Here is a 22,936-nt window from a genome sequence, read left to right as displayed (position 1 = left end):
ATAGCTATATGATTCAAGCAAGAAACAAGTTAAGCCAAGAGGAGTTATCTGAGGCGAAAAAACTAATTAACTGTTGCCAAAACTATGACAGTACCTATCGTGATCCCTATCTCTCTAACATGCTTAATTTTGATCCAAACATGCCCGCCTTTTTCCTTTATTATGAAAAAGGCGAACTTGTTGGTTTATTAACTGTCTATGCAGATGACCAAGATGTAGAAGTGACGATACTGGTTCATCCAGATCATCGCCGTCAGGGGATTGCGCGTGCATTGTTTACTAGTTTTGAGAGAGAAACAGCTTCTTTTCCGATTCATTCAGTTACTTTTCAGACAGAGCGTGTTTTTCTAGACCGCCATCCTGATTTTGTCAGCAACTGGGGATTGGTCGAGGACGAGGATACAGAAACCTGGTTAGGCAAGGATAGAAGGCCTTATCCGTTAGAAAAGCTTTCCAATCTGGAAGTTATGTTAGCAGATAGTTCGTATCAAGATCAAATTAGTCAGTTAAAATTTCAGGTATTTTCAGAGGAACATGAATCGAGAGAAGTTGTGGATAGATATGTCGCTGAAGCTCTGAAAGATCCGGAAAGTCGCTTATATATTTTATTAAAAAACGGTCAGGTCATTGGAACTTGCACGATTGATTTATCGAGCGATACGAATTACTTCTACGGTTTAGCAATATCGGAACCTGAACGTGGAAAAGGCTATGGAAGCTATTTAGCAAAATCCCTTGTCAACCAACTAATTGAGCAAAATGACAAGGAATTTCAGATTGCCGTGGAAGATAGCAACGTAGGTGCCAAGCGCTTGTATGAAAAAATCGGCTTTATCAAACAGACACAGGTAGTTTATCTGAATGAGAAAGAATAGAAAAATGCTATTAGAAGAATTCGAAAATGTACCTGCTGTTATCGAACCAACTGATCGAAGTATTCGTGATGGTGGAGAAGTCTGTGACACGATTATTTTATCTTTTAATGGAGAAATCGTTGAACGAGTAAAGCAGTTTGAAGATGTTTATGAAGGTGGCTATCTAACCAATCTAAATGGTAGATTTCCATGGTATATCTATGAAAAAGATGGGAGTAAGGTAGCCGTTGCTATAGCTACGATTGGAGCCCCGATGGTTGTTGGACTCTTAGAAGAACTCAAAGCAAGAGGATTTAAGAACTTTGTTGTTTTGGGTTCTTGCGGAGTTCTAGATCAGTCTATTCAGGCAGATAAGATTATCCTACCAAGTTCAGCTCTACGTGATGAAGGTACAAGTTACCATTACGCTCCTCCAAGTGATGAGATAGCTTATGATGAAACTTTGCTCTTAACTATGGAAGAAGCTTTGAACAAATCTTGCGTCGAGCATATCCGCACCAAGTCTTGGACGACTGATGCCTTTTATCGAGAAACGCCTGATAAGGTCAAGCGTCGCTTGGCTGCTGGAGCCAAAGTGGTGGATATGGAAGCTTCAGCTATCATGGCTTGGAGTCAATTTCGCAAGAGCAAGGTCTATCAATTCTTCTACACAGCTGACTATGTGGATCATCATAACCGAATCTGGGATGCCCGCCATGAAGAGCGGACAGCTGATGCCATGACTTTTTTCACTATCGCTTTGAAAATAGCAAAGGAACTAGAAAGGTAACTACAAGAATGGCAGTATATTTTTACGGCTGTATCACCATGGATGGCTACTTGGCAGACGGCCAGCACAGGATAGACTGGCTGCATCAGCTTGGTTCTGTAGAGGATACAGGCTATGATGACTTTTACAGGCAAATGGATATCACCATCATGGGCAAGCGGACCTTTGAGGAAATCCAAGATTTGCAAGATGTAGAAAGTTTTTATCAAGCTACGGAAAACTATGTCTTTACGCATGATAGGCACCTGCCTGTCAGCAATTACCAGCCAGTAGCTGGGGATGTGGTGGACTTTGTTCAGCAGATTGACAAAGGCAAAAATGTCTTTGTGATTGGTGGTAATTCCTTGGTAGGACCGCTCTTGGATGCGGATCTTTTCGACCACCTCATTATTCAGATAGCACCCCTTATCCTAGGAAAGGGGGTTCCCCTCTTTACCCAAGAGGAAGGGCAGCGCTTTTACCAACTGGATAGCCTCAGACAATTTGGCCCATTTGCAGAGCTGGTTTTCAGCCGAAAAAGTCAGAAATAGAGAAGGGAGTGGACTGCATGATTAAAATTTACGACACCATGTCTCGTGATTTGCGAGAATTTGTCCCAATCGAAGAAGGAAAGGTTCGCATGTATGTCTGTGGGCCAACGGTATACAACTATATCCACGTGGGGAATGCCCGTTCGACGGTGGCTTTTGATACCATTCGTCGTTATTTCGAATACCGTGGCTACGAAGTTGCCTATATTTCCAACTTTACAGATGTAGACGATAAGATTATCAACCGTGCCAAGGAAGAAGGTATCACGCCTCTGGAGGTTGCGGACAAGTACATCGCTGCCTTTCGTGAGGATGTGACAGCCTTAGGCGTGAAACCTGCGACTCGCCATCCGCGTGTAGTAGAGTTTATGGCTGACATCATTCGTTTTGTCGCTGACTTGGTTGAAAAAGGCTTTGCCTACGAGAGTCAAGGAGATGTTTACTTCCGCGTGGAAAAATCTCACAACTATGCTAAGTTGGCCAATAAAACCTTGGAAGATTTGGAGCTGGGTGCTTCAGGTCGTACCGATGAAGAAACGGCTCGCAAGGAAAATCCTGTAGACTTTGCCCTTTGGAAAGCTGCAAAACCAGGCGAGATTTCTTGGGACAGTCCTTGGGGACCTGGTCGTCCGGGTTGGCATATCGAGTGTTCGGTTATGTCAACAGAGATTTTGGGCGATACCATTGATATTCACGGTGGGGGAGCCGATCTGGAATTTCCGCATCATACCAATGAAATTGCCCAGTCAGAAGCCAAAACAGGCAAGACTTTCGCCAACTACTGGATGCACAATGGCTTTGTTAATATCGATAATGTCAAGATGTCCAAGTCCTTGGGCAACTTTATCACCGTACACGATGCCCTCAAAACTCTTGATGGCCAAGTGCTTCGTTTCTTCTTTGCCACTCAGCATTACCGTAAACCAATCAACTTTACGGAAAAAGCAGTGCATGATGCCGAGACCAATCTCAAATATCTGAAGAACACTTACGAGCAACCATTTTCTGGGACTGTAGATGCACAAGAATTGCAAGCCTTTAAAGACAAGTTTGTAGCAGCTATGGATGAGGATTTCAACTCCGCCAACGGTATCACAGTTGTCTTTGAAATGGCCAAATGGATCAACTCAGGAAACTATGATGCAAGTGTTAAGGAAGCTCTTGCGGCTATGTTGGAGGTCTTTGGGATTGTCTTTGTTGAGGAAGTTTTGGATGCAGACATTGAAGCCTTAATCCAAAAACGTCAAGAAGCGCGTGCTAATCGTGACTTTGCGACAGCAGACCAAATCCGTGATCAACTGGCTGCTCAAGGGATTAAGCTCCTTGATACCAAGGATGGAGTGAGGTGGACACGTGATTGATGTCAATCTCATTAACGGAATTGCGCTAGCCTTTGAAGGGGATGCGGTGTATTCCATGTATATTCGCCGCCACCTCATCCTAAAAGGCATGACCAAGCCCAATAAACTTCACCAAGAGGCGACCAAGTATGTCTCGGCCAAGGCTCAGGCTCGCCTGATTTCCCTCATGTTGGAGGAGCAAGTTTTAACGGAAAAAGAAGAAGAAATCTATAAACGTGGGCGCAATACCAATAGCCACACAAAGGCTAAAAATGCAGATGTCGTAACTTATCGCATGTCTACAGGTTTTGAAGCAGTGATGGGTTATCTTCATCTGACTGATAATATGGAGCGTCTAGAGACCTTGATTTTGTGGTGTATCCAAAAAGTGGAGGCGTAGAAATGCTTGCAAAAGAATTACTAGACTGGTTTCCTGAGGCTCAGATTTCAGATCAGCCAATAGAGAAACTAGGATATCTTACACTTCCTCTATCTTCTCAACAGTGGATTTTACTGGAAGAAACTGGGCTCAGCGAGCGTGAAAAGCAGTTAATTGCCCTTTTAACCCAGCAGGAGCAGGCTAGTTCACTCAATCCTTGGTATTCCTATCTGATCGAGGGAAAGGGGCAGGCACCTCAAACTTTTAAAAAGATACAACTGGTTTATTGCCATCTATCCTATTACCAACAGGAAAATCTAGCCTCTTGGCTGGATATGATGCAGACCCTCTTTCCTAACTGCCAGACAGTGTTGCAGGTCGGAGTTCAGGACTATGTTTTTATTCTCCAGCAAGATAAATACAGCTCTGTTCGCTCAATCTTATCCGATACGATTGAGGCAGTAGAGTATGACTTTGGTCTTCGTCTGTCTATCATGTTGGGGCAGGTTTGGTCACAGACTGGGTATCAGGCTTTGTCAGATTTAATCCAAGCAGAGCGGGACTTGTTTAAGGCTTGGTGGCGTCAGGGGCATCAAGGGGTTCATACTTTTTCACAGCTCTATCTTTGGAGTCTTGGGGAAGGGCTGGTTGACCATAGAATTATCAAAGAATACCTTCGTCAGTTGATTCTGGACCAAGATCAGATTCAGGAGATCATTCTTTCTCTCTGGGAAAACAGTGCTGTCTTAACTAAAACAGCCCAGCAACTCTATCTGCATCGCAATTCTCTCCAATACAAGATTGATAAATGGGAAGAATTAACAGGACTTCAGTTGAAGGAGTTGACGGATCTCAGCCTTTGTTATCAGTTGATTTTACCAGATATTCTCTAAAGTTTTGTGCAAGTTGCACAGAACTTTTTTATTTTTTTGGTCACCTTGCCATAGAAAAGTAAAGCGTTTTCATCTATAATAAAACTATCAAAAGACAAAAGGAGTTTACCTTCCATGGTAGAATTAAATCTTAAAAACATTTACAAAAAATATCCAAACAGCGAACACTACTCAGTTGAAGACTTCAACTTGGACATCAAAGACAAGGAATTTATCGTTTTCGTAGGTCCTTCAGGATGTGGTAAATCAACAACTCTTCGTATGATTGCAGGTCTTGAAGACATCACAGAAGGTACTGCATCTATCGATGGCGTGGTTGTCAACGACGTAGCTCCAAAAGACCGTGACATCGCCATGGTATTCCAAAACTACGCTCTTTACCCACACATGACTGTATATGACAACATGGCTTTCGGTTTGAAATTGCGTAAATACAGCAAAGAAGATATCGACAAACGTGTGCAAGAAGCTGCAGCAATCCTTGGCTTGAAAGAGTTCTTGGATCGTAAACCTGCTGACCTTTCTGGTGGTCAACGTCAACGTGTTGCCATGGGTCGTGCGATTGTCCGTGATGCAAAAGTATTCTTGATGGACGAACCTTTGTCAAACTTGGATGCCAAACTTCGTGTATCTATGCGTGCTGAAATTGCGAAGATCCACCGTCGTATCGGTGCTACAACCATCTACGTAACGCACGACCAAACAGAAGCGATGACATTGGCAGACCGTATCGTTATCATGTCAGCTACTAAGAACCCTGCTGGTACAGGTACTATCGGACGTGTAGAACAAATCGGTACTCCTCAAGAAGTTTACAAAAACCCAGTTAACAAATTCGTAGCAGGATTCATCGGAAGCCCAGCTATGAACTTCATCAATGTGAAATTGGTTGGTAGCGAAATTGTTTCTGACGGTTTCCGCTTGAAAGTTCCAGAAGGAGCATTGAAAGTTCTTCGTGATAAAGGCTACGAAGGTAAAGAATTGATCTTCGGTATTCGTCCAGAAGATGTGAATGCAGAACCTGCTTTCCTTGAAACATTCCCAGAATCAGTGGTTAAAGCAACTATCTCTGTATCAGAATTGCTTGGTTCAGAATCTCACCTTTACTGCCAAGTTGGTAAAGATGAATTTGTTGCAAAAGTGGATGCTCGTGACTACTTGCAAACAGGTGCAACAGTTGAACTTGGATTTGACTTGAACAAAGCGCACTTCTTCGACGTAGAAACTGAGAAAACAATCTACTAAGATAAATAAATAGAATAGCAAAGCACTGTAGAGTTTCTCTTGCAGTGCTTTTTCTATTTAAATGCATAGGCTAGGCATGAAAACAGGCTTTTCTAGTTTTAATATTCTTAAAAAAGTGATAAAATGGTAGGAAGAATTGGAGAGAATAGATGCCGAAAGAAGTGAATTTGACGGGCGATGAGGTTGTCGCTTTAACGCAAAAATATTTATCGAAAGAAGATGTTGCTTTTGTACATAAAGCCTTGGTTTACGCCGTTGAATGCCATAGTGGTCAATACCGTAAATCTGGCGAGCCCTATATTATTCATCCCATTCAGGTGGCAGGGATTTTAGCTAAACTCAAGCTAGATGCCGTGACGGTTGCCTGCGGTTTTTTGCATGACGTGGTTGAGGATACGGATGCGACACTGGATGATTTAGAGCAAGAGTTTGGTCATGATGTTCGTATCATTGTTGATGGAGTGACTAAGCTTGGTAAGGTCGAGTACAAATCGATTGAGGAGCAATTAGCGGAAAATCACCGCAAGATGCTCATGGCCATGTCTGAGGATATTCGCGTTATCTTGGTTAAACTGTCTGACCGCTTGCATAATATGAGAACGCTTAACCACCTACGAAAAGACAAGCAAGAACGTATCTCCAGAGAAACCATGGAAATTTATGCACCACTTGCTCATCGTCTGGGGATTTCCAGCGTCAAGTGGGAGTTAGAAGACTTGTCCTTCCGCTATCTCAATCCAACTGAGTTTTACAAGATTACTCACATGATGAAGGAAAAACGCAGAGAGCGAGAGGCTTTGGTCGATGAAGTCGTGACAAAGTTAGAGGACTACACTTCCGAACGCAATCTAAAAGGGAAAATCTATGGCCGTCCCAAGCATATCTACTCTATCTATCGCAAGATGCAGGATAAGAAGAAACGTTTTGAGGAAATTTATGACCTGATTGCCATTCGCTGTATCCTAGAGACTCATAGTGATGTCTATGCCATGCTGGGCTATGTGCATGAGCTTTGGAAACCAATGCCTGGGCGTTTTAAAGATTATATCGCTAACCGTAAGGCCAATGGTTACCAGTCTATCCATACGACTGTCTATGGACCAAAAGGTCCGATTGAATTCCAAATTCGTACCAAGGAAATGCACGAGGTGGCTGAGTACGGGGTAGCAGCTCACTGGGCCTATAAGAAAGGAATCAAGGGGCAGGTCAACAGCAAAGAATCAGCTATCGGGATGAACTGGATCAAGGAAATGATTGAGTTGCAAGACCAGGCGGATGATGCCAAGGAATTTGTGGATTCTGTTAAGGAAAACTATCTGGCTGAGGAGATTTACGTCTTTACCCCAGATGGGGCTGTGCGTTCCCTTCCAAAAGATTCAGGCCCGATTGACTTCGCCTATGAAATTCATACCAAAGTCGGTGAAAAAGCAACTGGTGCCAAGGTCAATGGCCGCATGGTTCCTCTGACAACCAAGCTCAAAACTGGGGATCAGGTCGAAATTGTCACCAACCCTAACTCCTTTGGCCCGAGTCGTGATTGGCTCAACATGGTCAAGACCAGTAAGGCACGCAACAAGATTCGTCAGTTCTTTAAAAACCAAGACAAGGAATTGTCTGTTAACAAGGGCCGTGAAATGCTGATAGCTCAGTTCCAAGAAAACGGCTATGTAGCCAATAAATTCATGGACAAGCGTCACATGGACCAAGTCCTTCAAAAGACCAGTTACAAGACAGAAGAGTCTCTCTTTGCGGCCATTGGTTTTGGAGAAATCGGTGCTATTACGGTCTTTAATCGTCTGACTGAAAAGGAACGTCGTGAGGAAGAACGCGCTAAGGCCAAGGCGGAAGCAGAAGAGCTTGTCAAAGGTGGCGAAGTTAAGGTTGAGAATAAAGAAACCCTCAAGGTCAAACATGAGGGTGGTGTGGTGATTGAAGGTGCCTCAGGTCTCCTAGTACGGATTGCTAAGTGTTGCAATCCCGTTCCGGGTGATGACATTGTTGGCTACATTACCAAGGGTCGTGGTGTAGCTATTCACCGTGTGGACTGTATGAACCTTCGCGCCCAAGAAAACTATGAACAACGTCTCCTTGATGTGGAATGGGAAGACCAATTCTCAAGCAAGGAATACACTGCCCACATTGATATCTATGGTCTCAACCGTACAGGGCTCTTAAACGATGTTCTGCAAGTTCTCTCCAACACAACTAAGAATATCTCAACCGTTAACGCCCAACCAACCAAGGATATGAAATTTGCCAATATCCATGTGTCCTTTGGAATTTCAAACCTTTCTACGCTGACAACGGTCGTTGACAAAATCAAGAGTGTGCCAGAGGTATACTCAGTCAAACGAACCAACGGATAATTGAATAGAAAGGCGCTTATGAAAATCATTATCCAACGGGTTAAAAAAGCCCAAGTGAATATCGAAGGTCAGGTTCAGGGAAAAATCAATCAGGGACTCTTATTACTGGTCGGTGTTGGCCCAGAGGACCAAGAGGAAGATCTGAATTATGCTGTGAGAAAACTGGTCAATATGCGGATTTTTTCAGATGCAGAAGGTAAGATGAATCTGTCTGTTAAGGATATTGGGGGCGAAATCCTTTCTATTTCTCAGTTTACCCTCTTTGCAGATACCAAGAAGGGCAATCGTCCAGCCTTTACAGGTGCAGCCAAGCCGGATATGGCATCAGATTTCTATGATGCTCTCAATCAAAAGCTAGCACAGGAAGTACCTGTTCAGACAGGTATTTTTGGAGCGGATATGCAGGTGGAGCTGGTAAATGATGGACCAGTCACCATCATTCTTGATACTAAAAATAGATAAGAAAACCAAGCCAGCTGGCTTGGTTTTTGTTTATAGACACTCCCATAAAGAGGTATGTTTGTTGTAAAAGTCTGGATAGTTTTCTCTTAGGTGGCTAGCCGTTATATAATATAAAGTAGAATGACAGGAAGTAAAGACTGGAGTAAGAGAGTAGAAATATTGAGGGCCAGTGATTGCTAAAAAGACAAATAATAGAAAATCGCTGATGAGCACCCCTAAATAGTAGAGGCGAATTTTTTTGTTCATCTGAGGATAAATCTCAGAGAAATGTTTTTTGAGTCGATTGACCAAGCGAAATAGCAGTAGTCCTTGAGCAAGGATGAAAATGAAGCAAAAAATCAGGCCTCTCTCCAAAGAAAGTTCGTATCGGGGTCTGAAAGTTACCAACAGTAGTAAATCGCTGACTGCAATGGCTGCAAAATGGATTCTAAAGAGCTTTTTCATAGGAAAACCTCCCTCTTTTATCTAGCTTCATTCTACACCAAATGAATGGGACTTACAACTAAAATGATAAAAAATCCCTGAAAGGAACTTCTTTCAGGAATAAGGGGTTAGTTGATTTTTTCGACATAGAGTTGTTTGGCGATATCGATGCTAACTTGGAGATCTTCACCTTTGTTGACCAGAGTAAAGCTATTGGAAAAGCCATCAAACTGCTTGACTTGGAGTTGGTCACCGATATGAATTGCGTGCTTTTCTAGATATTTGAGTAGTTCAAAACTATCATGAACGCGAGTCAGGAGATAGGTTCCAGCTTCCTGGACAGCTGCTAGTGGAAGGTTATTGATTTCAACCAAGAGTTCTCCCTCGGCTGGTATGGTTCCACCGTGGGGGCAAGTTTGAGGGAAACCAAGCAGTTTATCCAGTCTCTTTACAAATAGGTCAGAGACTGTGTGTTCTAGGACCTCAGCTTCTTCGTGGATTTGATCGCTAGTATAGTCTAGATGGTGAACTAGAAAGACTTCAATCAAACGGTGTTTACGATAGAGCTCAGAGACCAGTTTGAGGCCAATATCTGTCAATAGATAGCCGTTCTCCTTATCCTTGAGGATGAGATTTTCACTTTTCATGCGTTTGATCATCTCTGTTACAGCAGGCGGAGAGACCTGCATACGGGCAGCAATTTCTTTGTTGGTGATTTTTTGCATGTCCGTACCGATTTCATAAATACATTTTAAATAATCTTCTTTATTTGGAGTCATTCGTTTCCTCTTGTATATTCTCTCCATCTAGTATACCAAAAAAAGCTAGATTTCTCTAGCTTTCTGTCATAATGCTTGTGATTTTAGTCTAGTTCTTTAACTGCAGCAATAGCAGCTTCAAAGTTTGGCTCCGTGTTGATATTGTTAACGTATTCTACATAACGGATGACATTGTCAGCATCGAGAACAAAGACGGCACGTGCAAGGAGATGCCATTCGTTAATCAAGAGGGCATAATCACGTCCGAAAGAATGGTCAAAGTAGTCTGAAAGCATGATGGCATTGTCAAGACCTTCAGCCCCGCACCAGCGTCCTTGGGCAAATGGTAGGTCCATAGAAACGGTAAGAACGACGGTGTTGTCAAGGTTGGCAAGTTCTTGGTTGAAGCGACGTGTTTGCGTTGAGCAGACACCAGTATCGATAGAAGGGACAACACTCAAGACTTTTTTCTTTCCATTAAAGTCAGCTAGCGTTTTTTTAGAGAGATCGGTTGTTGTAAGAGAAAAGTCAAGTGCCTTGTCTCCGACTTGCAGTTGTTTACCTGTAAAAGTTACAGGATTTCCGAGAAAAGTGGTCATGAAACTACTCCATTCTTTTTTCTTTCATTTTACCGAGAATTATCAGATTTTTCCAATGATTTGACCGGAAAGTGTAAAAAAACGCCAATTCGGTGAGAATGACGTTTTTAATGGATTATTTTGACAAACCTTCAGCAATCTTGTCAAGGTTGTATTTCATCATGTTGTAGTAGCTGTCACCTTCTTTACCTTCTTCAGCGATTGAGTCAGTAAAGATTTGTGCGTAAATTGGGATATTTGTGTCTTGTGAAACAGTCTTCATTGGACGGTCATCGACACTTGATTCAACAAAGAGTGATGGAACTTTTGTTTGGCGAAGTTTTTCAACCAAGGTCTTGATTTGTTCCGGTGTTCCTTCTTCTTCTGTGTTGATTTCCCAGATGTAGGCACTTGGAACTCCGTAAGCTTTAGAGAAGTATTTGAAGCATCCTTCGCTGGTTACGATGAGTTTCTTTTCAGCAGGGATATTGTTAAATTTCTCTTTGGCTTCCTTGTCCAGTTTGTCTAGCTTTTCAGTATAGTCTTTGAGATTTTTTTCGTAGAATTCCTTGTTGCTAGGGTCTTTTGCAATCAACTGTTTAGCGATATTTTTAGCATAAATTATCCCATTTTCAAGGTTGAGCCAAGCGTGTGGGTCTTCTTTGCCTTTCTCGTTTTGACCTTCAAGGTAGATGATATCTACGCCGTCACTAACTGCATAGTAGTCTTTGTTTTCAGTTTTCTTGGCATTTTCGACCAATTTGGTAAACCAAGCATTGCCACCTGTTTCAAGGTTGATACCGTTATAGAAAATGAGGTCAGCCTCAGAAGTTTTCTTTACGTCTTCAGGAAGTGGTTCGTACTCGTGTGGGTCTTGACCAACAGGAACGATACTATGAAGATCAATCTTGTCACCAGCGATATTTTTAGTAATATCAGCAATGATAGAGTTAGTCGCTACAACCTTTAGTTTTTGGTTTGTAGATGCTGTATCTTTTTTCCCACTAGCACAGGCAGCTAATCCAATGATAGAAAGAAAAAGAACGAGCAATGTACCTAATTTTTTCATTAGATTCCTCCAGAAGGGTTTCCCCTTATTTATTGATTTTTTTATTTTTTAGTTTCAAGTATCGTTGCTTTGGAGAGATAAAGAAACTGATTAAGAAGAAGCTGGCAGATGTGAGCACGATGCTGGATCCTGCTGCGAGGTTGAAGCTATAGCCGATAAAGAGTCCCAAAACAGAAGCGGTTGCCCCTAGGGTTGATGAAAGAAAAATCATGCTCTTTAGGCTATTAGCATAAAGGTAAGCCGTCGCAGCTGGGGTGATCAACATGGCCACGATAAGAATCGTTCCAACACTTTGCATGGCAGTGACTGACACAAGGGTCAAGAGCACCATGAGTAGATAGTGATAGAAATTGACGGGCATTCCCATGGCTTTAGCCAAAAGCTCGTCAAAGGATGTAATCAATAGTTGTTTAAAGAAAATCCCGATAATCAAGAGAATCAATGCCCCCACACCAATGGTGATCCACATGTCCGTATCTTGGACAGCGAGGATATTCCCAAAAAGGATATGGAAGAGGTCTGTCGAACTCTTGGCAACACTAATCAAGATGACACCTAAGGCTAAGAAAGATGAAAAGGTAATACCAATGGCAGTGTCACTCTTGATGATAGAGTTGCCCTTGATGTAGGTAATGATGATGGAAGCCATCAAGCCAAAGATGATCGCTCCAATAAAGAAATCAATTCCCAGGATAAAGGAAAGGGCTACGCCGGGCAAAACTGCGTGAGAGATGGCATCCCCCATGAGAGACATTCCACGTAAGATGATAAAACATCCCACGGCTCCAGCAACCACCCCGATGACGATAGCTGTTATCAGGGCATTTTGTAGGAAATGGAAATGTTGCAATCCATCGATAAATTCTACTATCATAGGTCACCTCCATTGAAAAAGAGTTTGCTACCGTAAGCCTTCTTAAGATTGACTTCGGTAAAGGTTTCTTCAGTTGAACCAATAGCAACCAATTCTCGATTGAGAAGCATAACTTGGTCGAAATAATGAGGGACTTTGCTGAGGTCATGATGGACGATGAGAACTGTTTTACCAGCTTTTTTAAGGTCTCTCAGTGTATTCATGATAATCTCTTCACTGATCGAGTCAATCCCGACAAAAGGCTCATCTAAAAAGATGTAGTCAGCTTCCTGCACTAAGCAGCGGGCAATCAAAACACGTTGGAATTGTCCTCCAGAGAGCTGACTGATTTGGCGATCAGCATAGTCTGAGAGTCCAACGATTTCAAGTGCATCCGCCACTTTTTTCCAGTGGCTGGCCTTTAAAGTGTGGAAGAGCGGGATAGATGGATAGAGTCCCAGTGAGACACATTCCTTGACCTTGATAGGGAAATTGTAGTCGATATGGATTTTTTGCTCGACATAGGCAACTCGATGTAAAGATTTCTTGACTTCTTTGTCATCGAGAAAGGCCTGACCTTCGTGTGGGATAATTCCCAACATACTTTTTAATAAAGTTGATTTTCCAGCACCGTTTGGACCAATAATTCCGGTAATAGTTGGTCCGTGGAGCACTAGTGAAATATCCTTTAGTGCCAACGTTTCTTTGTAGGAGACACTGAGGTTTTCGATACGTATCATACAGTTATTTTCCTCCTGTCTTTTAATATACATTAAAAAAAAAATTAAGTCAAGTTAATTTTTAAAAAATTTAAAATAATAACTGAAAAATGAAGAAAAAAGAGAGACCATTTTTAATTGCATTCCCAAGTGTTTTTTGCTAAGCTAAGAATAAGTGAAAAAATGAAAGCGAGAACAAGATGACACGTTATCAAGACGATTTTTATGATGCAATCAATGGAGAATGGGAAAAAACAGCTGTTATTCCAGCTGATAAATCTCGAACAGGTGGCTTTATTGACCTTGATGAGGAAATTGAAGAGTTAATGCTGGCAACGACGGACAAGTGGCTGGCAGGAGAAGATGCGTCAGAAGATTCTATCTTAGCAAACTTTGTCAAGTACCACTCTATGGTCAGAGATTTCGATAAGCGAGAAGCAGATGGAATTGAGCCAGTCCTTCCTTTATTGAAGGAATACCAAGATTTAGAAAGTTTTGCGGACTTCGCAAGCAAATTAGCAGAGTTTGAATTAGCTGGTAAGCCAAACTTCCTTCCATTTGGAGTATCACCAGACTTTATGGATGCTAGAACCAATGTTCTCTGGGCTAGTGCTCCAGGAACTATCTTGCCTGATACAGCCTACTATGCGGAAGACCATCCTCAGCGTGAGGAATTGTTGAACCTTTGGAAAGAAAGTACTTCTAATCTCCTCAAAGCCTATAACTTCTCAGATGAAGAAATCGAAGATCTATTAGAGAAACGATTGGAATTGGACCGCCGTATCGCAACTGTCGTACTTTCAAACGAAGAGAGTTCAGAGTATGCCAAACTTTACCATCCATATTCTTATGAAGATTTCAAAAAGTTTGCACCTGCCCTACCTTTAGATGACTTTTTCCAAGCTGTTCTTGGTCAAGTACCTGATAAGGTCATTGTAGATGAAGAACGTTTCTGGCAAGCAGCAGAGCAATTCTATAGTGAAGAAGCTTGGCCTTTGCTTAAGGCAACCTTGATTTTGGCTGTGGTGAATCTGTCTACTAGCTATTTGACAGATGAGATTCGTGTCCTATCAGGTGCCTATGGACGTGCCCTTTCAGGTGTTCCAGAAGCTCAGGATAAGGTCAAGGCAGCTTATCACTTGGCCCAAGGTCCCTTTAAGCAAGCTCTGGGTCTCTGGTATGCGCATGAAAAATTCTCCCCAGAAGCTAAGGCAGACGTAGAGAAAAAAGTAGCGACTATGATTGACGTTTATAAGGAACGCTTGGCCAAGAACGACTGGCTCACTCCTGAAACGCGTGACAAGGCCATTGTCAAACTTAATGTCATCAAGCCTTATATCGGTTACCCAGAGGAATTGCCAGAACGCTACAAGGATAAGGTAGTGGATGAAACTGCCAGTCTCTTTGACAATGCCCTAGCCTTTGCGCGTGTGGAAATCAAGCACAGCTGGAGCAAGTGGAACCAACCGGTTGATTACAAGGAGTGGGGTATGCCAGCTCATATGGTCAATGCCTACTACAATCCTCAGAAGAACTTGATTGTCTTCCCAGCGGCCATTTTACAGGCTCCATTCTATGATTTGCACCAGTCATCTTCTGCTAACTATGGTGGTATTGGTGCTGTTATTGCCCACGAGATTTCTCATGCCTTCGACACAAATGGCGCTTCTTTTGATGAAAATGGTAGCCTCAAGGATTGGTGGACAGAGAGTGACTATGCTGCCTTTAAAGAAAAAACGCAGAAAGTTATCGACCAGTTTGATGGACAAGAATCTTACGGAGCAACGATTAATGGGAAACTAACCGTATCAGAAAATGTTGCCGACCTTGGAGGAATTGCTGCAGCCCTTGAAGCTGCCAAGAGAGAGCCAGACTTTTCTGCTGAAGAATTCTTCCACAACTTTGCTCGTATCTGGCGCATGAAAGGTCGTCCAGAGTTGATGAAACTCATGGCTAGTGTCGATGTGCACGCGCCAGCCAAACTCCGTGTTAACATCCAGGTGCCAAACTTCGATGACTTCTTTACAACTTATGATGTCAAAGAAGGCGACGGTATGTGGCGTTCACCAGAGGATCGTGTGATTATTTGGTAAAGTAAGTCCCTAACCAAGTATCATCTTGGAATTAATGATTCATTTTTGAAGTTTATCAATCTGAAAATGCAATGCTATCGAGGTTAACATGAAGAAATTTTTAATGATGCTATCAGCTATTTTTTCAATTTCAGTTCTAGCATCTTGTGGTTTCATTAAAAACAAGAGTAATACAGAATCTTCATCTGCACTATCATCTGTCTCCAAAGACGATAAGACTAGTGTATCAACAGAAGCAAAGTCTGAAAATACTAGTGACTCGTCAACCAAGGAATCGCAATCGACTGCTGAAAATAAGAAAGAAACTAGACAAGATTTATATAAAGAAGTGATTGAACGCTATAACCACTTTACAGACCTTTTAAAACAAGGTAATAGAGAAGATTTATACAAGGAAAATAAACAAGATAAGATTGCTTCAGAAGAATATGGCCTAGTTTTCTCTCGAATGGATTATCATAATGCACCCGATTGGAAATACGCAATTGTTGATTTGAATAAGGATGGGCAAGACGAGTTGCTTATTGGTGATGAAAAATTTGTTTCAGCCATTTATTATTTGGAAAATCAAAAGCCTAACTTACTTCACACAGCTTATGTAGCTTCTGCAGGTGGTTTTCGCTCAGGCTTTGTTATTTACGAAAATGGTCTAGTCTCTTATGCAGACTGGCAGTCAACCCGTCCAGAAATGAACTTGGCTTTATATTCGTTTGATAAAAATGGAGTCCAGAAGATTAAAGAAGCAACTATTCAAATCGGTGGCAATGAAAAAGCAGAGCAAGTTTTAGATATCTCTTCTGAAAAGCTTGATTTGTCTAACATTAGTTGGAAAGAATTGAATCCGGCTAATTAGTTTTGAATTATTTTTCTAGTCAATATTGATTCTTCTGAGAAAATATTAACATAAAAATAGAAGCTACAAAAAAACCGAGGAAATTATCCTTGGTTTTTTGTTTGCTAGAAAAAGGGATTAAAGGTCTTTTCGTGAGCGATGGTCGTAGCCGGGCCGTGCCCAGGATAGACATCGTAGTTAGGAAGAGTGAAGAGTTGAGTCTGGACACTATGGAGAAGTTGTTCCATGCTACCTGTAGGAAGGTCTGTCCGTCCGATGGTTTCGCGGAATAGAACATCTCCGGTTAAGACTAGATGGGCATCAGGAAAAACCAGAGAAACACCTCCGATAGAATGGCCAGGTGTTGGCAATACCGTAAAACGAAACTCTTCGATCTGGTATTCCTCATGAAAGACATAGGTGTGTTCAGCTGGTTTGCAGACGACATCAGCCATATCATCATGACGAGGTAGGCCAGAGAGATTGTCGACTGGAGTGTAAAGCCAGCTGGCTTCACTTTCTGCTACATAAACGGGGGGATTTCCAAAAGTATCTCTAACCAAGTCCAGACTCATAATATGGTCGTAGTGGGTGTGGGTCAGGAGAATCGCACAGACTGGTTTGTTGATTTTCTCGATGGTCTTGCGAATAGCTTCCCAATGGCTACCTGGGTCAACCACAATCAGGTGTTGGTCCCCTTCTAGATAATAAGTGTTTTCATAAGCAACGGGATTCACGGTTTTATGGATTTTCATACTGGCTCCAATCTCAAAGAATGTACTAAACTAAGTATAGCACAGAAGAGGGAAATAAAGTGAAAAGAAAGTCCCTCTTTTGTGTTAGAGGGACAATGATCTTATTTAAACTTGAAACCTTCGTAAATGAGTTTTGCTTTGGGATTCTTTTTCTTGATTTGCTTGGCAAGGGCCTTCATCATAGGAAGAGGTCCACACATATAGACTGTAGTTTGGTCAGGGATTTCTTCTTGATCCAAAGTCAGGTATCCTTTTTCATTGCTATCGACCAGCTGCAGGTCAAAGTTAGCATTTTGACGGGCGTAGTCTCGAAGTAGATCTAGGTAGACAGCATTTTCCTCTCCACGGAAACTATAGTAGAAGCGGACGCTCTTGTCTAGGATAGGATGCTCCCGGATATAAGAGATGAAAGGTGTCATTCCAATTCCACCTGCAATCCAGATTTGCTGCTTTGGACCATGTTCCATAGTCATATGCCCATAGGCGCGATCAACCGCAACCTTGCTACCAACTTGAAGATTGTCATAGATATTCTTGGTGTGGTCACCAGAGTTTTTTATCGTAAAATAAAGAGTTCGTCCTTGTCCTCCTGAGATGGAGAAAGGGTGTGGAGCAGTCTCAAAACCTTTTTGGAAAATTTTTAGAAAGGCAAATTGTCCATATTCGTAAGTGAAAGGATGACTGAGTTCTATTTCAATTTCAGTCGTGTCGTGATTGAGGCGTTTGATTCCTACGATTTTTCCAAGATAGGTGAAACCGATCTTTTGATAAAGGAAAATAATATAAAAACCTGCAAGCAAGCCTAAAATAGCATAGATTCCAAAGATAAGACCTAGGAAACTAAAGGAGAGAAGGCGATTTCCCATGATCATCAAAACATGAAAGAGGCCAAAGATATAAGCTAGATAAACCAATCGATGAATCCATCTCCATGCTTCATACTGGATGTATTGTCCCAGATAGGCAACCAGAACGATGCTGATAAAGATATAGATAGCGATATTTCCAAACTGGGCGGCCAAATGCGAACCCCAGAGACCGCCCATGCTAAAGTTGTGTAGGGTTAGTAGGAGAATGGATAGAAAAGCGGTGAATTTATGAGCTAGATACATCTTTTCAAGTCCGTTAAACCAAGCTTCAAGCAGGGGTAAACGGCTAGCTAGTATAAAAGTAAGTGAAAGAGTAGTGAGAGCTAAACCAGGGATTAGAAACTGACTAACACCTGAACTGAGCCAAGCTAGGATAGTCAGAAACATACTAAGCCCGATAAATAAAATACCTTTTAATGATTTCATAGTTGAAGTCCTTTCACGGATTATCTTATGATAGATGTAATAAGATTTGTTACATTTTAACAAAAAATGAATCTCTAGTCAAGGTTTAGAGTTTCGGCCTCTAAGTCAAATTTTCATGATAATCTATAAATAACGGTTAAGAAATATACTGTTTGATTTGTGTACTTCTTATAGAAATTTTTTTGTTATAACAATATAAGGGTGGGAAAAATTCAACTTCTACAAAACCCTAAAAAACAAATTAATACATAAAAGTGTATTTTATTTAATTATAAGATAAATAATATCTGAAATTTACATGATGTAAACCTATGTGAATGTTGGCATTTTAAAGTATTTGATGTTAAATTATTTTTGTATTTTTCTCAAATAAATTTATTAAAAATGTTGAAAAAGATATAAAAAAGTGTTAGTATGAATATGCATATTGAATACGAGGATATAATCCTTTTAGAATAATGAAATTTAAAGACCATCTTTTGAGTAGGGAAGAAATTTCGTTTTTTTTCTATATTTCAATATCGATATAATAAAAATAGGGAGGTTGTTTTTCTTATGAAGAGTAAGCAACAGGGTTTTAGAACGGAGAAATACATTCGATATGGGATTCGAAAGTATAGTTTTGGAGCGGCATCAGTAGCAATTTCAGCAGGTTTGATGTTTTTAGGCAATGGAGCAGTATCAGCGATGGAACTTCAAGGAGCAGATACTACGCTTGTTTCAACATCGACATTGAATGCGGAATCTTCTACGGAAACAGAAAAACCAGAAACTTCGATAAAAAAAGAAAAAGAAGTTGTCCTTAAGACGGTTGATAAAACGGATTTAGTTAAAAAAATTACAGAACTTGAAGAGAAAGTAAAAACAGCAAAGAATATAGATGACTTGGTACTAACATCTGCTAAAGAACAATTAGATTCTGCGAAATCTGTCATCTCAAAAGAGATAGTTGAGCAAGAGGAAGTGGATACTGAACTTGCTAAGATTAAGGATTTAATTACGGTATTTGCTGAGTCTGTCGAAGTTGGGAAAATAACGGAATCTACAGAAAAAGCAGAAAAAGTAGAAGAAATAAAAGAAACTGTCGAACCAGTCCAAGAAGGTAAAAAAGTTTTAGAACAAGTTACCTCTGAAGCTGAGGTAACCAATGTTTTAGCAACTGAAGCAGTCCGGAAAAATAAGCTTGAGGCTGAAAACAAAGCGGCAATTGAGGCGGCGATAGCTAATAATAAGGAAGTTATTGCGGAAGCTAAAAAAGTGTTAGCTACGGATAGCGTTACAGCTAAACAAGGCAATGAACAATTGTCACGTTTGAACGAGTCAATTCTTGCAGTATATAATGAGCTAAAAAAAGCAGGAATCGGAAAAGATGGAAACTTTGGAGTCGCTTTGGCTGCTCAAGATTTCTATGCCGAAGAGGGTTCTAACACAACTCATGCATCGGAAACAAACGCTGCAAATCATACTGGTAAAGATACCTATACAATTCCAGTACAAGAAATTAAATTAATTACGGGTACTGATGCTACAGGTCTAGAGATTGAAGTCTATTCTAATCAGCGGGTTGGTAATGATACAAATGCTGGAAATGGGATGCATACAGAACAAGGTGGAAAAACTGGTCATAACAACAAAGGACGTGTAGACTATCCATTAACCCCTGATGCTGCTAAAAAGTTAGCTGAAGAAGCACCACTTTGGAGAAATAAACTCCGTGCGGATGGGTCAAGAATTTTAAACGCTGCAACATCGATTTACTCTGCTAACGGTGGTTATGAATACCTAGCTACAGAAATTTATGGCTATGGGTATGAACAAGGAGTTGACAGAGTTTATATTAAAGGTTTGAAAGATCGTATTGCAGTTACAGAAAAAGCCAAGCAAGCTGGTTGGAGTTTAACTTCTGTAACACCAACTAACCTTGTGCCGGGATTGACATACGATTCAGAAACAGACACAATTCAAGGAAAAGTTATAGCGGATATTGAAAATGGAGTTTATGATTTACGATTTAATATTACTGCGACCAATACAGATGGTCGAACGGTAACTTTCCAAATTCAGAATCTTCGTGCTGGCTGGGTCGGGTGGCAAGATAGTACGCCTCCTAAAATAAAATCAGATTCTGAGCGTTATGATCGTATTGTTGGTGACGATGCTAATGTAAATATTCAATTCTATGATGAGTCAGGTGCAAGTGCAACACCAGCCAATAGTCGAGGAACTTATAACTATACGACGGTTGAAGGCAAAGTTGTAAGAGTACCTCAAAGATTCTCTAGAGCAGTGACAGGAATTTCAGGATATAACACTATTAGTGAACAATTAGATGATTCTAAAGTATTAATTCCAGGAACTAAATATAGTGTTGCTAATAGTACTTCTGAAGAGCAAGCTGCTGATCAAACGAATATGGGGAAAGGAATCATTTCTGGAAAATTAACTGAAGCAGGAATTTACACAGTCTCCGTATTTGCAAAAGATTATGATAAGTTGGCTAATAATAATGTTTGGAACCAATCTGGACAAGAAGCGCATGCTACTGTAACATTAGTCGTGAAACCAAAGATTGAGGTTCAAAACGTTGAAACTTACTCAACAGTTGTACCAGTTAAAATTTCTAAAGGTGCATCAAGTGCTAAGGTAACAATGCCGGATGGTACTGTAACCAATCTAAAAGCAGTTAATGGCAAATGGCTCGTAGACAGTGGTTCAACCAACACAGCTGTTTCTGAAAATCAAGAATTAGGTATTGTAGATTCCGATACAGTCTTTAATATTCCTGTGACATCAGAGGCGACTGCCAAAGTTGGTGTGGACAATATTAGAGTAGAAGCATCTGCTGAAAATGTTAAGGGAACTTTCTTACGTGAACAAGTTGAATTAAATGGAACAGATGGGCAAAAACATACTGCTACTTTTAATAAGGCTACCGGACACTGGGAGTTACCTGGCGACTATGCTGAAAGTAAAACACTGAATGGTGATGGTACGACAAGATGGACTAAACGTCAAGTGTACACAGAAGCTCAGCAAGACGGTGGTATGAAATTTTATATCTATGAGTACATTCGACAGCTTGATAGCACTGGGAAAGTGACAAGTGTAGAAACGCCAACTCGTCCAGAAACGATTTATGTTTCTAAGAATACTAATCAGGTAGGAGATGGAATGTCAGTAACTGTCACTTACGATAAACATTCAAATACCTGGGCGTCATCTGATGGAACTGAAGTGACTGCTACTAAGCTTGAAAATGACTCTTGGGAAGTTCATACTAAGTCAGGATTTGGTGGTATTATTAGAGGGACGATTGCAACAAATACTGATGTGGCAACTGTAGTAAATACAAAACCAACAGCAACTTCACAAGATTATACTTCAACAAAAGGTACAGCTGTTGACCTTCGTAATGAAGCAAAAGCTGCAGTAAGCATCTCAGACTCTGAAGATACTAAATATGGAAAAACTACCTATATCACTAGAATCACAGTAACATCGCCTTCAGGAGTTCAAAAAGTATTTGATACCAAACAAGATGCAAATAACTATAATATTGCTAGTGGATATAGCTTAAATGAAGTAGGAGTATATACTGTTAAGATTGATGTTATTGATAGTAATGGAAATTATACTACTGAAGCAACAATCAGTGGAACTGAGTCGGGAGTTGATCATGGAGTTGATTCATCAACCGCTACAACAACCTACCATATTACAGTAACTGATACGATTGAAGGACATAATGTGACTTCGACTGATATTCAAGGTGCTACTCAAAAAGAAACTCCAACCTTTACATCTGTTGGAGATGGATCACCAGTAAAACCAAGTGCTTCTTCGCCTGCTAAGTTAGTAGATCCAAAAACAGGTGGATTTGTTGATACTCTAACAATTGATGGTCAGGGTACCTACTCAATTAATAATGAAACAGGTGAAGTAACTTTTGTTCCATTGAAGACATTTACCGGTACAGCTACACCTGTCACAGTTTCACTTACTGCAAAATTAGGAAAAGATGCTAATTATACGGATATTACAGCAACTGCTACAGCAACGTATACTCCAACTGTAATACCTGTTAAACCAACTTCTACAGATGATGAGTCTGAAGGACCTAAAGGACAAACACAAAACGGTACACCAACTTTTACTGGTGGTAAAGTTGAAGTAAACGGTGTGGAGAAGACTGTTGAAATTGATGAAAATGTTAAACCAACCTTTGATGATGGCACAACTAAGAAAGTTGTTCCGGGAGAAGGAACTTATACCATTGATGAAAATGGTGTGGTAACTTTCACACCAGAAAAAGACTTTGTTGGGAAGGCTTCAGGAGTTACAGTCAAACGAGTTGATAAGAACGGAACAGAAATAACTGCAAAATACACACCAACTGTACGTCCAATTACTTCATTTGTAGATACTGAGGGGAATACATTAATTCCAACCGAAGACGGTGAACAACCGAAGAAAGACATTCCAGGTTACCGCTTCGTAGAGACTAAGAAACTTCCAAACGGTGACACAGAGCACGTTTATGAGAAGGTTAAGACCAGTCACAAGGATAAGGAAGGCAATGAAATTCCAGGTTATCCAAGCGAAGATGGAGAACAACCTAAGAAAGATATCCCAGGTTACCGCTTCGTAGAGACCAAGAAACTTCCAAACGGTGACACAGAGCACGTTTATGAGAAGGTTAAGA

At 40.9% G+C, this 22,936-nt stretch carries 20 protein-coding genes; 12 read left to right on the top strand and 8 right to left on the bottom strand.

What is annotated here, in order from left to right; all coding sequences use genetic code 11:
• Positions 1–8 precede the first annotated feature (8 nt).
• The 9 genes from GMD5S_RS0208610 to dtd all read left to right on the top strand — a co-directional run bounded on the left by GMD5S_RS0208610 (position 9) and on the right by dtd (position 8,859).
• Positions 9–875, top strand: a complete 867-nt coding sequence (locus GMD5S_RS0208610; RefSeq protein WP_000613650.1) for a GNAT family N-acetyltransferase — start codon at positions 9–11, stop codon at positions 873–875.
• Positions 876–879: 4 nt separating this feature from the next.
• Entirely contained in the window at positions 880–1,644 is a 765-nt protein-coding gene (locus GMD5S_RS0208605; RefSeq protein WP_000923414.1) for a nucleoside phosphorylase, read from the top strand.
• Positions 1,645–1,652: 8 nt separating this feature from the next.
• Complete coding sequence (locus GMD5S_RS0208600; RefSeq protein WP_000301970.1) at positions 1,653–2,174, top strand: dihydrofolate reductase family protein; 522 nt, start codon at positions 1,653–1,655, stop codon at positions 2,172–2,174.
• Positions 2,175–2,191: 17 nt separating this feature from the next.
• On the top strand, positions 2,192–3,535 hold the full coding sequence (gene cysS / locus GMD5S_RS0208595) for a cysteine--tRNA ligase (protein WP_000591119.1): 1,344 nt from the start codon (positions 2,192–2,194) through the stop codon (positions 3,533–3,535).
• A complete protein-coding gene (locus GMD5S_RS0208590) occupies positions 3,528–3,914 on the top strand; it encodes a Mini-ribonuclease 3 (protein WP_000567921.1) in 387 nt (128 codons plus the stop codon). The genes cysS and GMD5S_RS0208590 overlap by 8 nt, the downstream gene beginning before the upstream one ends.
• Positions 3,915–3,916: 2 nt before the next feature.
• Positions 3,917–4,786 (top strand): helix-turn-helix domain-containing protein, encoded by an 870-nt coding sequence (locus tag GMD5S_RS0208585; RefSeq protein ID WP_000879846.1) that lies wholly within the window; start codon positions 3,917–3,919, stop codon positions 4,784–4,786.
• Between the two features lie 114 nt (positions 4,787–4,900).
• A complete protein-coding gene (locus tag GMD5S_RS0208580) occupies positions 4,901–6,031 on the top strand; it encodes an ABC transporter ATP-binding protein (RefSeq protein WP_000229943.1) in 1,131 nt (376 codons plus the stop codon).
• Positions 6,032–6,180: 149 nt separating this feature from the next.
• Positions 6,181–8,397 (top strand): RelA/SpoT family protein, encoded by a 2,217-nt coding sequence (locus tag GMD5S_RS0208575; RefSeq protein ID WP_001123768.1) that lies wholly within the window; start codon positions 6,181–6,183, stop codon positions 8,395–8,397.
• Positions 8,398–8,415: 18 nt separating this feature from the next.
• A complete protein-coding gene (gene dtd, locus GMD5S_RS0208570) occupies positions 8,416–8,859 on the top strand; it encodes a D-aminoacyl-tRNA deacylase (RefSeq protein ID WP_000691395.1) in 444 nt (147 codons plus the stop codon).
• Positions 8,860–8,889: 30 nt separating this feature from the next.
• Here the strand turns inward: dtd and GMD5S_RS0208565 are convergent, their stop codons facing one another.
• The 6 genes from GMD5S_RS0208565 to GMD5S_RS0208540 form a co-directional block, all read right to left on the bottom strand.
• Complete coding sequence (locus GMD5S_RS0208565; RefSeq protein ID WP_000732782.1) at positions 8,890–9,303, bottom strand: hypothetical protein; 414 nt, start codon at positions 9,301–9,303, stop codon at positions 8,890–8,892.
• A 107-nt stretch (positions 9,304–9,410) separates the two neighbouring features.
• Entirely contained in the window at positions 9,411–10,061 is a 651-nt protein-coding gene (locus GMD5S_RS0208560) for a metal-dependent transcriptional regulator (protein WP_000188532.1), read from the bottom strand.
• Positions 10,062–10,144: 83 nt separating this feature from the next.
• Positions 10,145–10,639 carry a thiol peroxidase gene (tpx, locus tag GMD5S_RS0208555; protein WP_000206545.1) on the bottom strand — a complete coding sequence of 165 codons (495 nt, stop codon included), beginning with the start codon at positions 10,637–10,639 and terminating at the stop codon, positions 10,145–10,147.
• A 115-nt stretch (positions 10,640–10,754) separates the two neighbouring features.
• A complete protein-coding gene (locus GMD5S_RS0208550) occupies positions 10,755–11,687 on the bottom strand; it encodes a metal ABC transporter substrate-binding protein (protein WP_000733064.1) in 933 nt (310 codons plus the stop codon).
• Positions 11,688–11,712: 25 nt separating this feature from the next.
• Positions 11,713–12,561 carry a metal ABC transporter permease gene (locus GMD5S_RS0208545; RefSeq protein WP_000634601.1) on the bottom strand — a complete coding sequence of 283 codons (849 nt, stop codon included), beginning with the start codon at positions 12,559–12,561 and terminating at the stop codon, positions 11,713–11,715.
• Positions 12,558–13,280, bottom strand: a complete 723-nt coding sequence (locus GMD5S_RS0208540) for a metal ABC transporter ATP-binding protein (RefSeq protein ID WP_000619158.1) — start codon at positions 13,278–13,280, stop codon at positions 12,558–12,560. Before GMD5S_RS0208540 ends, GMD5S_RS0208545 begins: the two co-directional genes overlap by 4 nt.
• A 179-nt stretch (positions 13,281–13,459) precedes the next feature.
• Here GMD5S_RS0208540 and GMD5S_RS0208535 point away from each other — a divergent pair, with 179 nt between their 5' ends.
• Together GMD5S_RS0208535 and GMD5S_RS0208530 are read left to right on the top strand one after the other, a co-directional pair.
• The gene (locus tag GMD5S_RS0208535) at positions 13,460–15,352 is read left to right on the top strand and encodes a M13 family metallopeptidase (RefSeq protein ID WP_000199228.1); all 1,893 of its coding nucleotides are present in this window, start codon (positions 13,460–13,462) and stop codon (positions 15,350–15,352) included.
• Positions 15,353–15,440: 88 nt separating this feature from the next.
• A complete protein-coding gene (locus GMD5S_RS0208530; RefSeq protein WP_025172625.1) occupies positions 15,441–16,205 on the top strand; it encodes a hypothetical protein in 765 nt (254 codons plus the stop codon).
• A 104-nt stretch (positions 16,206–16,309) separates the two neighbouring features.
• Here GMD5S_RS0208530 and GMD5S_RS0208525 read toward each other — a convergent pair whose 3' ends face one another.
• Both GMD5S_RS0208525 and GMD5S_RS0208520 read right to left on the bottom strand, forming a co-directional pair.
• Entirely contained in the window at positions 16,310–16,939 is a 630-nt protein-coding gene (locus tag GMD5S_RS0208525) for an MBL fold metallo-hydrolase (protein ID WP_000690834.1), read from the bottom strand.
• Positions 16,940–17,040: 101 nt separating this feature from the next.
• Positions 17,041–18,234: a ferredoxin reductase family protein gene (locus GMD5S_RS0208520; RefSeq protein ID WP_004239874.1), complete on the bottom strand. Its 1,194-nt coding sequence runs from the start codon at positions 18,232–18,234 to the stop codon at positions 17,041–17,043.
• Positions 18,235–18,789: 555 nt separating this feature from the next.
• Here GMD5S_RS0208520 and GMD5S_RS0208515 point away from each other — a divergent pair.
• Positions 18,790–22,936 (top strand): YSIRK-type signal peptide-containing protein (locus GMD5S_RS0208515; protein ID WP_016893837.1); only part of this gene is annotated, 4,147 nt, incomplete at its 3' end.

This window comes from Streptococcus sp. GMD5S (assembly GCF_000298715.2).
GTDB lineage: Bacteria > Bacillota > Bacilli > Lactobacillales > Streptococcaceae > Streptococcus.
This window is presented reverse-complemented; position numbering and strand designations above follow the sequence as displayed.

Coding starts and splice junctions, on each gene's coding strand:
- GMD5S_RS0208525 (WP_000690834.1), bottom strand. CDS start 16,939: ATGAAAATCCATAAAACCGTGAATCCCGTTGCTTATGAAAACACTTAT.
- GMD5S_RS0208560 (WP_000188532.1), bottom strand. CDS start 10,061: ATGACTCCAAATAAAGAAGATTATTTAAAATGTATTTATGAAATCGGT.
- GMD5S_RS0208605 (WP_000923414.1), top strand. CDS start 880: ATGCTATTAGAAGAATTCGAAAATGTACCTGCTGTTATCGAACCAACT.
- GMD5S_RS0208550 (WP_000733064.1), bottom strand. CDS start 11,687: ATGAAAAAATTAGGTACATTGCTCGTTCTTTTTCTTTCTATCATTGGA.
- cysS (WP_000591119.1), top strand. CDS start 2,192: ATGATTAAAATTTACGACACCATGTCTCGTGATTTGCGAGAATTTGTC.
- GMD5S_RS0208545 (WP_000634601.1), bottom strand. CDS start 12,561: ATGATAGTAGAATTTATCGATGGATTGCAACATTTCCATTTCCTACAA.
- tpx (WP_000206545.1), bottom strand. CDS start 10,639: ATGACCACTTTTCTCGGAAATCCTGTAACTTTTACAGGTAAACAACTG.
- GMD5S_RS0208580 (WP_000229943.1), top strand. CDS start 4,901: ATGGTAGAATTAAATCTTAAAAACATTTACAAAAAATATCCAAACAGC.
- GMD5S_RS0208530 (WP_025172625.1), top strand. CDS start 15,441: ATGAAGAAATTTTTAATGATGCTATCAGCTATTTTTTCAATTTCAGTT.
- GMD5S_RS0208585 (WP_000879846.1), top strand. CDS start 3,917: ATGCTTGCAAAAGAATTACTAGACTGGTTTCCTGAGGCTCAGATTTCA.
- GMD5S_RS0208520 (WP_004239874.1), bottom strand. CDS start 18,234: ATGAAATCATTAAAAGGTATTTTATTTATCGGGCTTAGTATGTTTCTG.
- GMD5S_RS0208575 (WP_001123768.1), top strand. CDS start 6,181: ATGCCGAAAGAAGTGAATTTGACGGGCGATGAGGTTGTCGCTTTAACG.
- GMD5S_RS0208565 (WP_000732782.1), bottom strand. CDS start 9,303: ATGAAAAAGCTCTTTAGAATCCATTTTGCAGCCATTGCAGTCAGCGAT.
- GMD5S_RS0208610 (WP_000613650.1), top strand. CDS start 9: ATGATTCAAGCAAGAAACAAGTTAAGCCAAGAGGAGTTATCTGAGGCG.
- dtd (WP_000691395.1), top strand. CDS start 8,416: ATGAAAATCATTATCCAACGGGTTAAAAAAGCCCAAGTGAATATCGAA.
- GMD5S_RS0208600 (WP_000301970.1), top strand. CDS start 1,653: ATGGCAGTATATTTTTACGGCTGTATCACCATGGATGGCTACTTGGCA.
- GMD5S_RS0208540 (WP_000619158.1), bottom strand. CDS start 13,280: ATGATACGTATCGAAAACCTCAGTGTCTCCTACAAAGAAACGTTGGCA.
- GMD5S_RS0208535 (WP_000199228.1), top strand. CDS start 13,460: ATGACACGTTATCAAGACGATTTTTATGATGCAATCAATGGAGAATGG.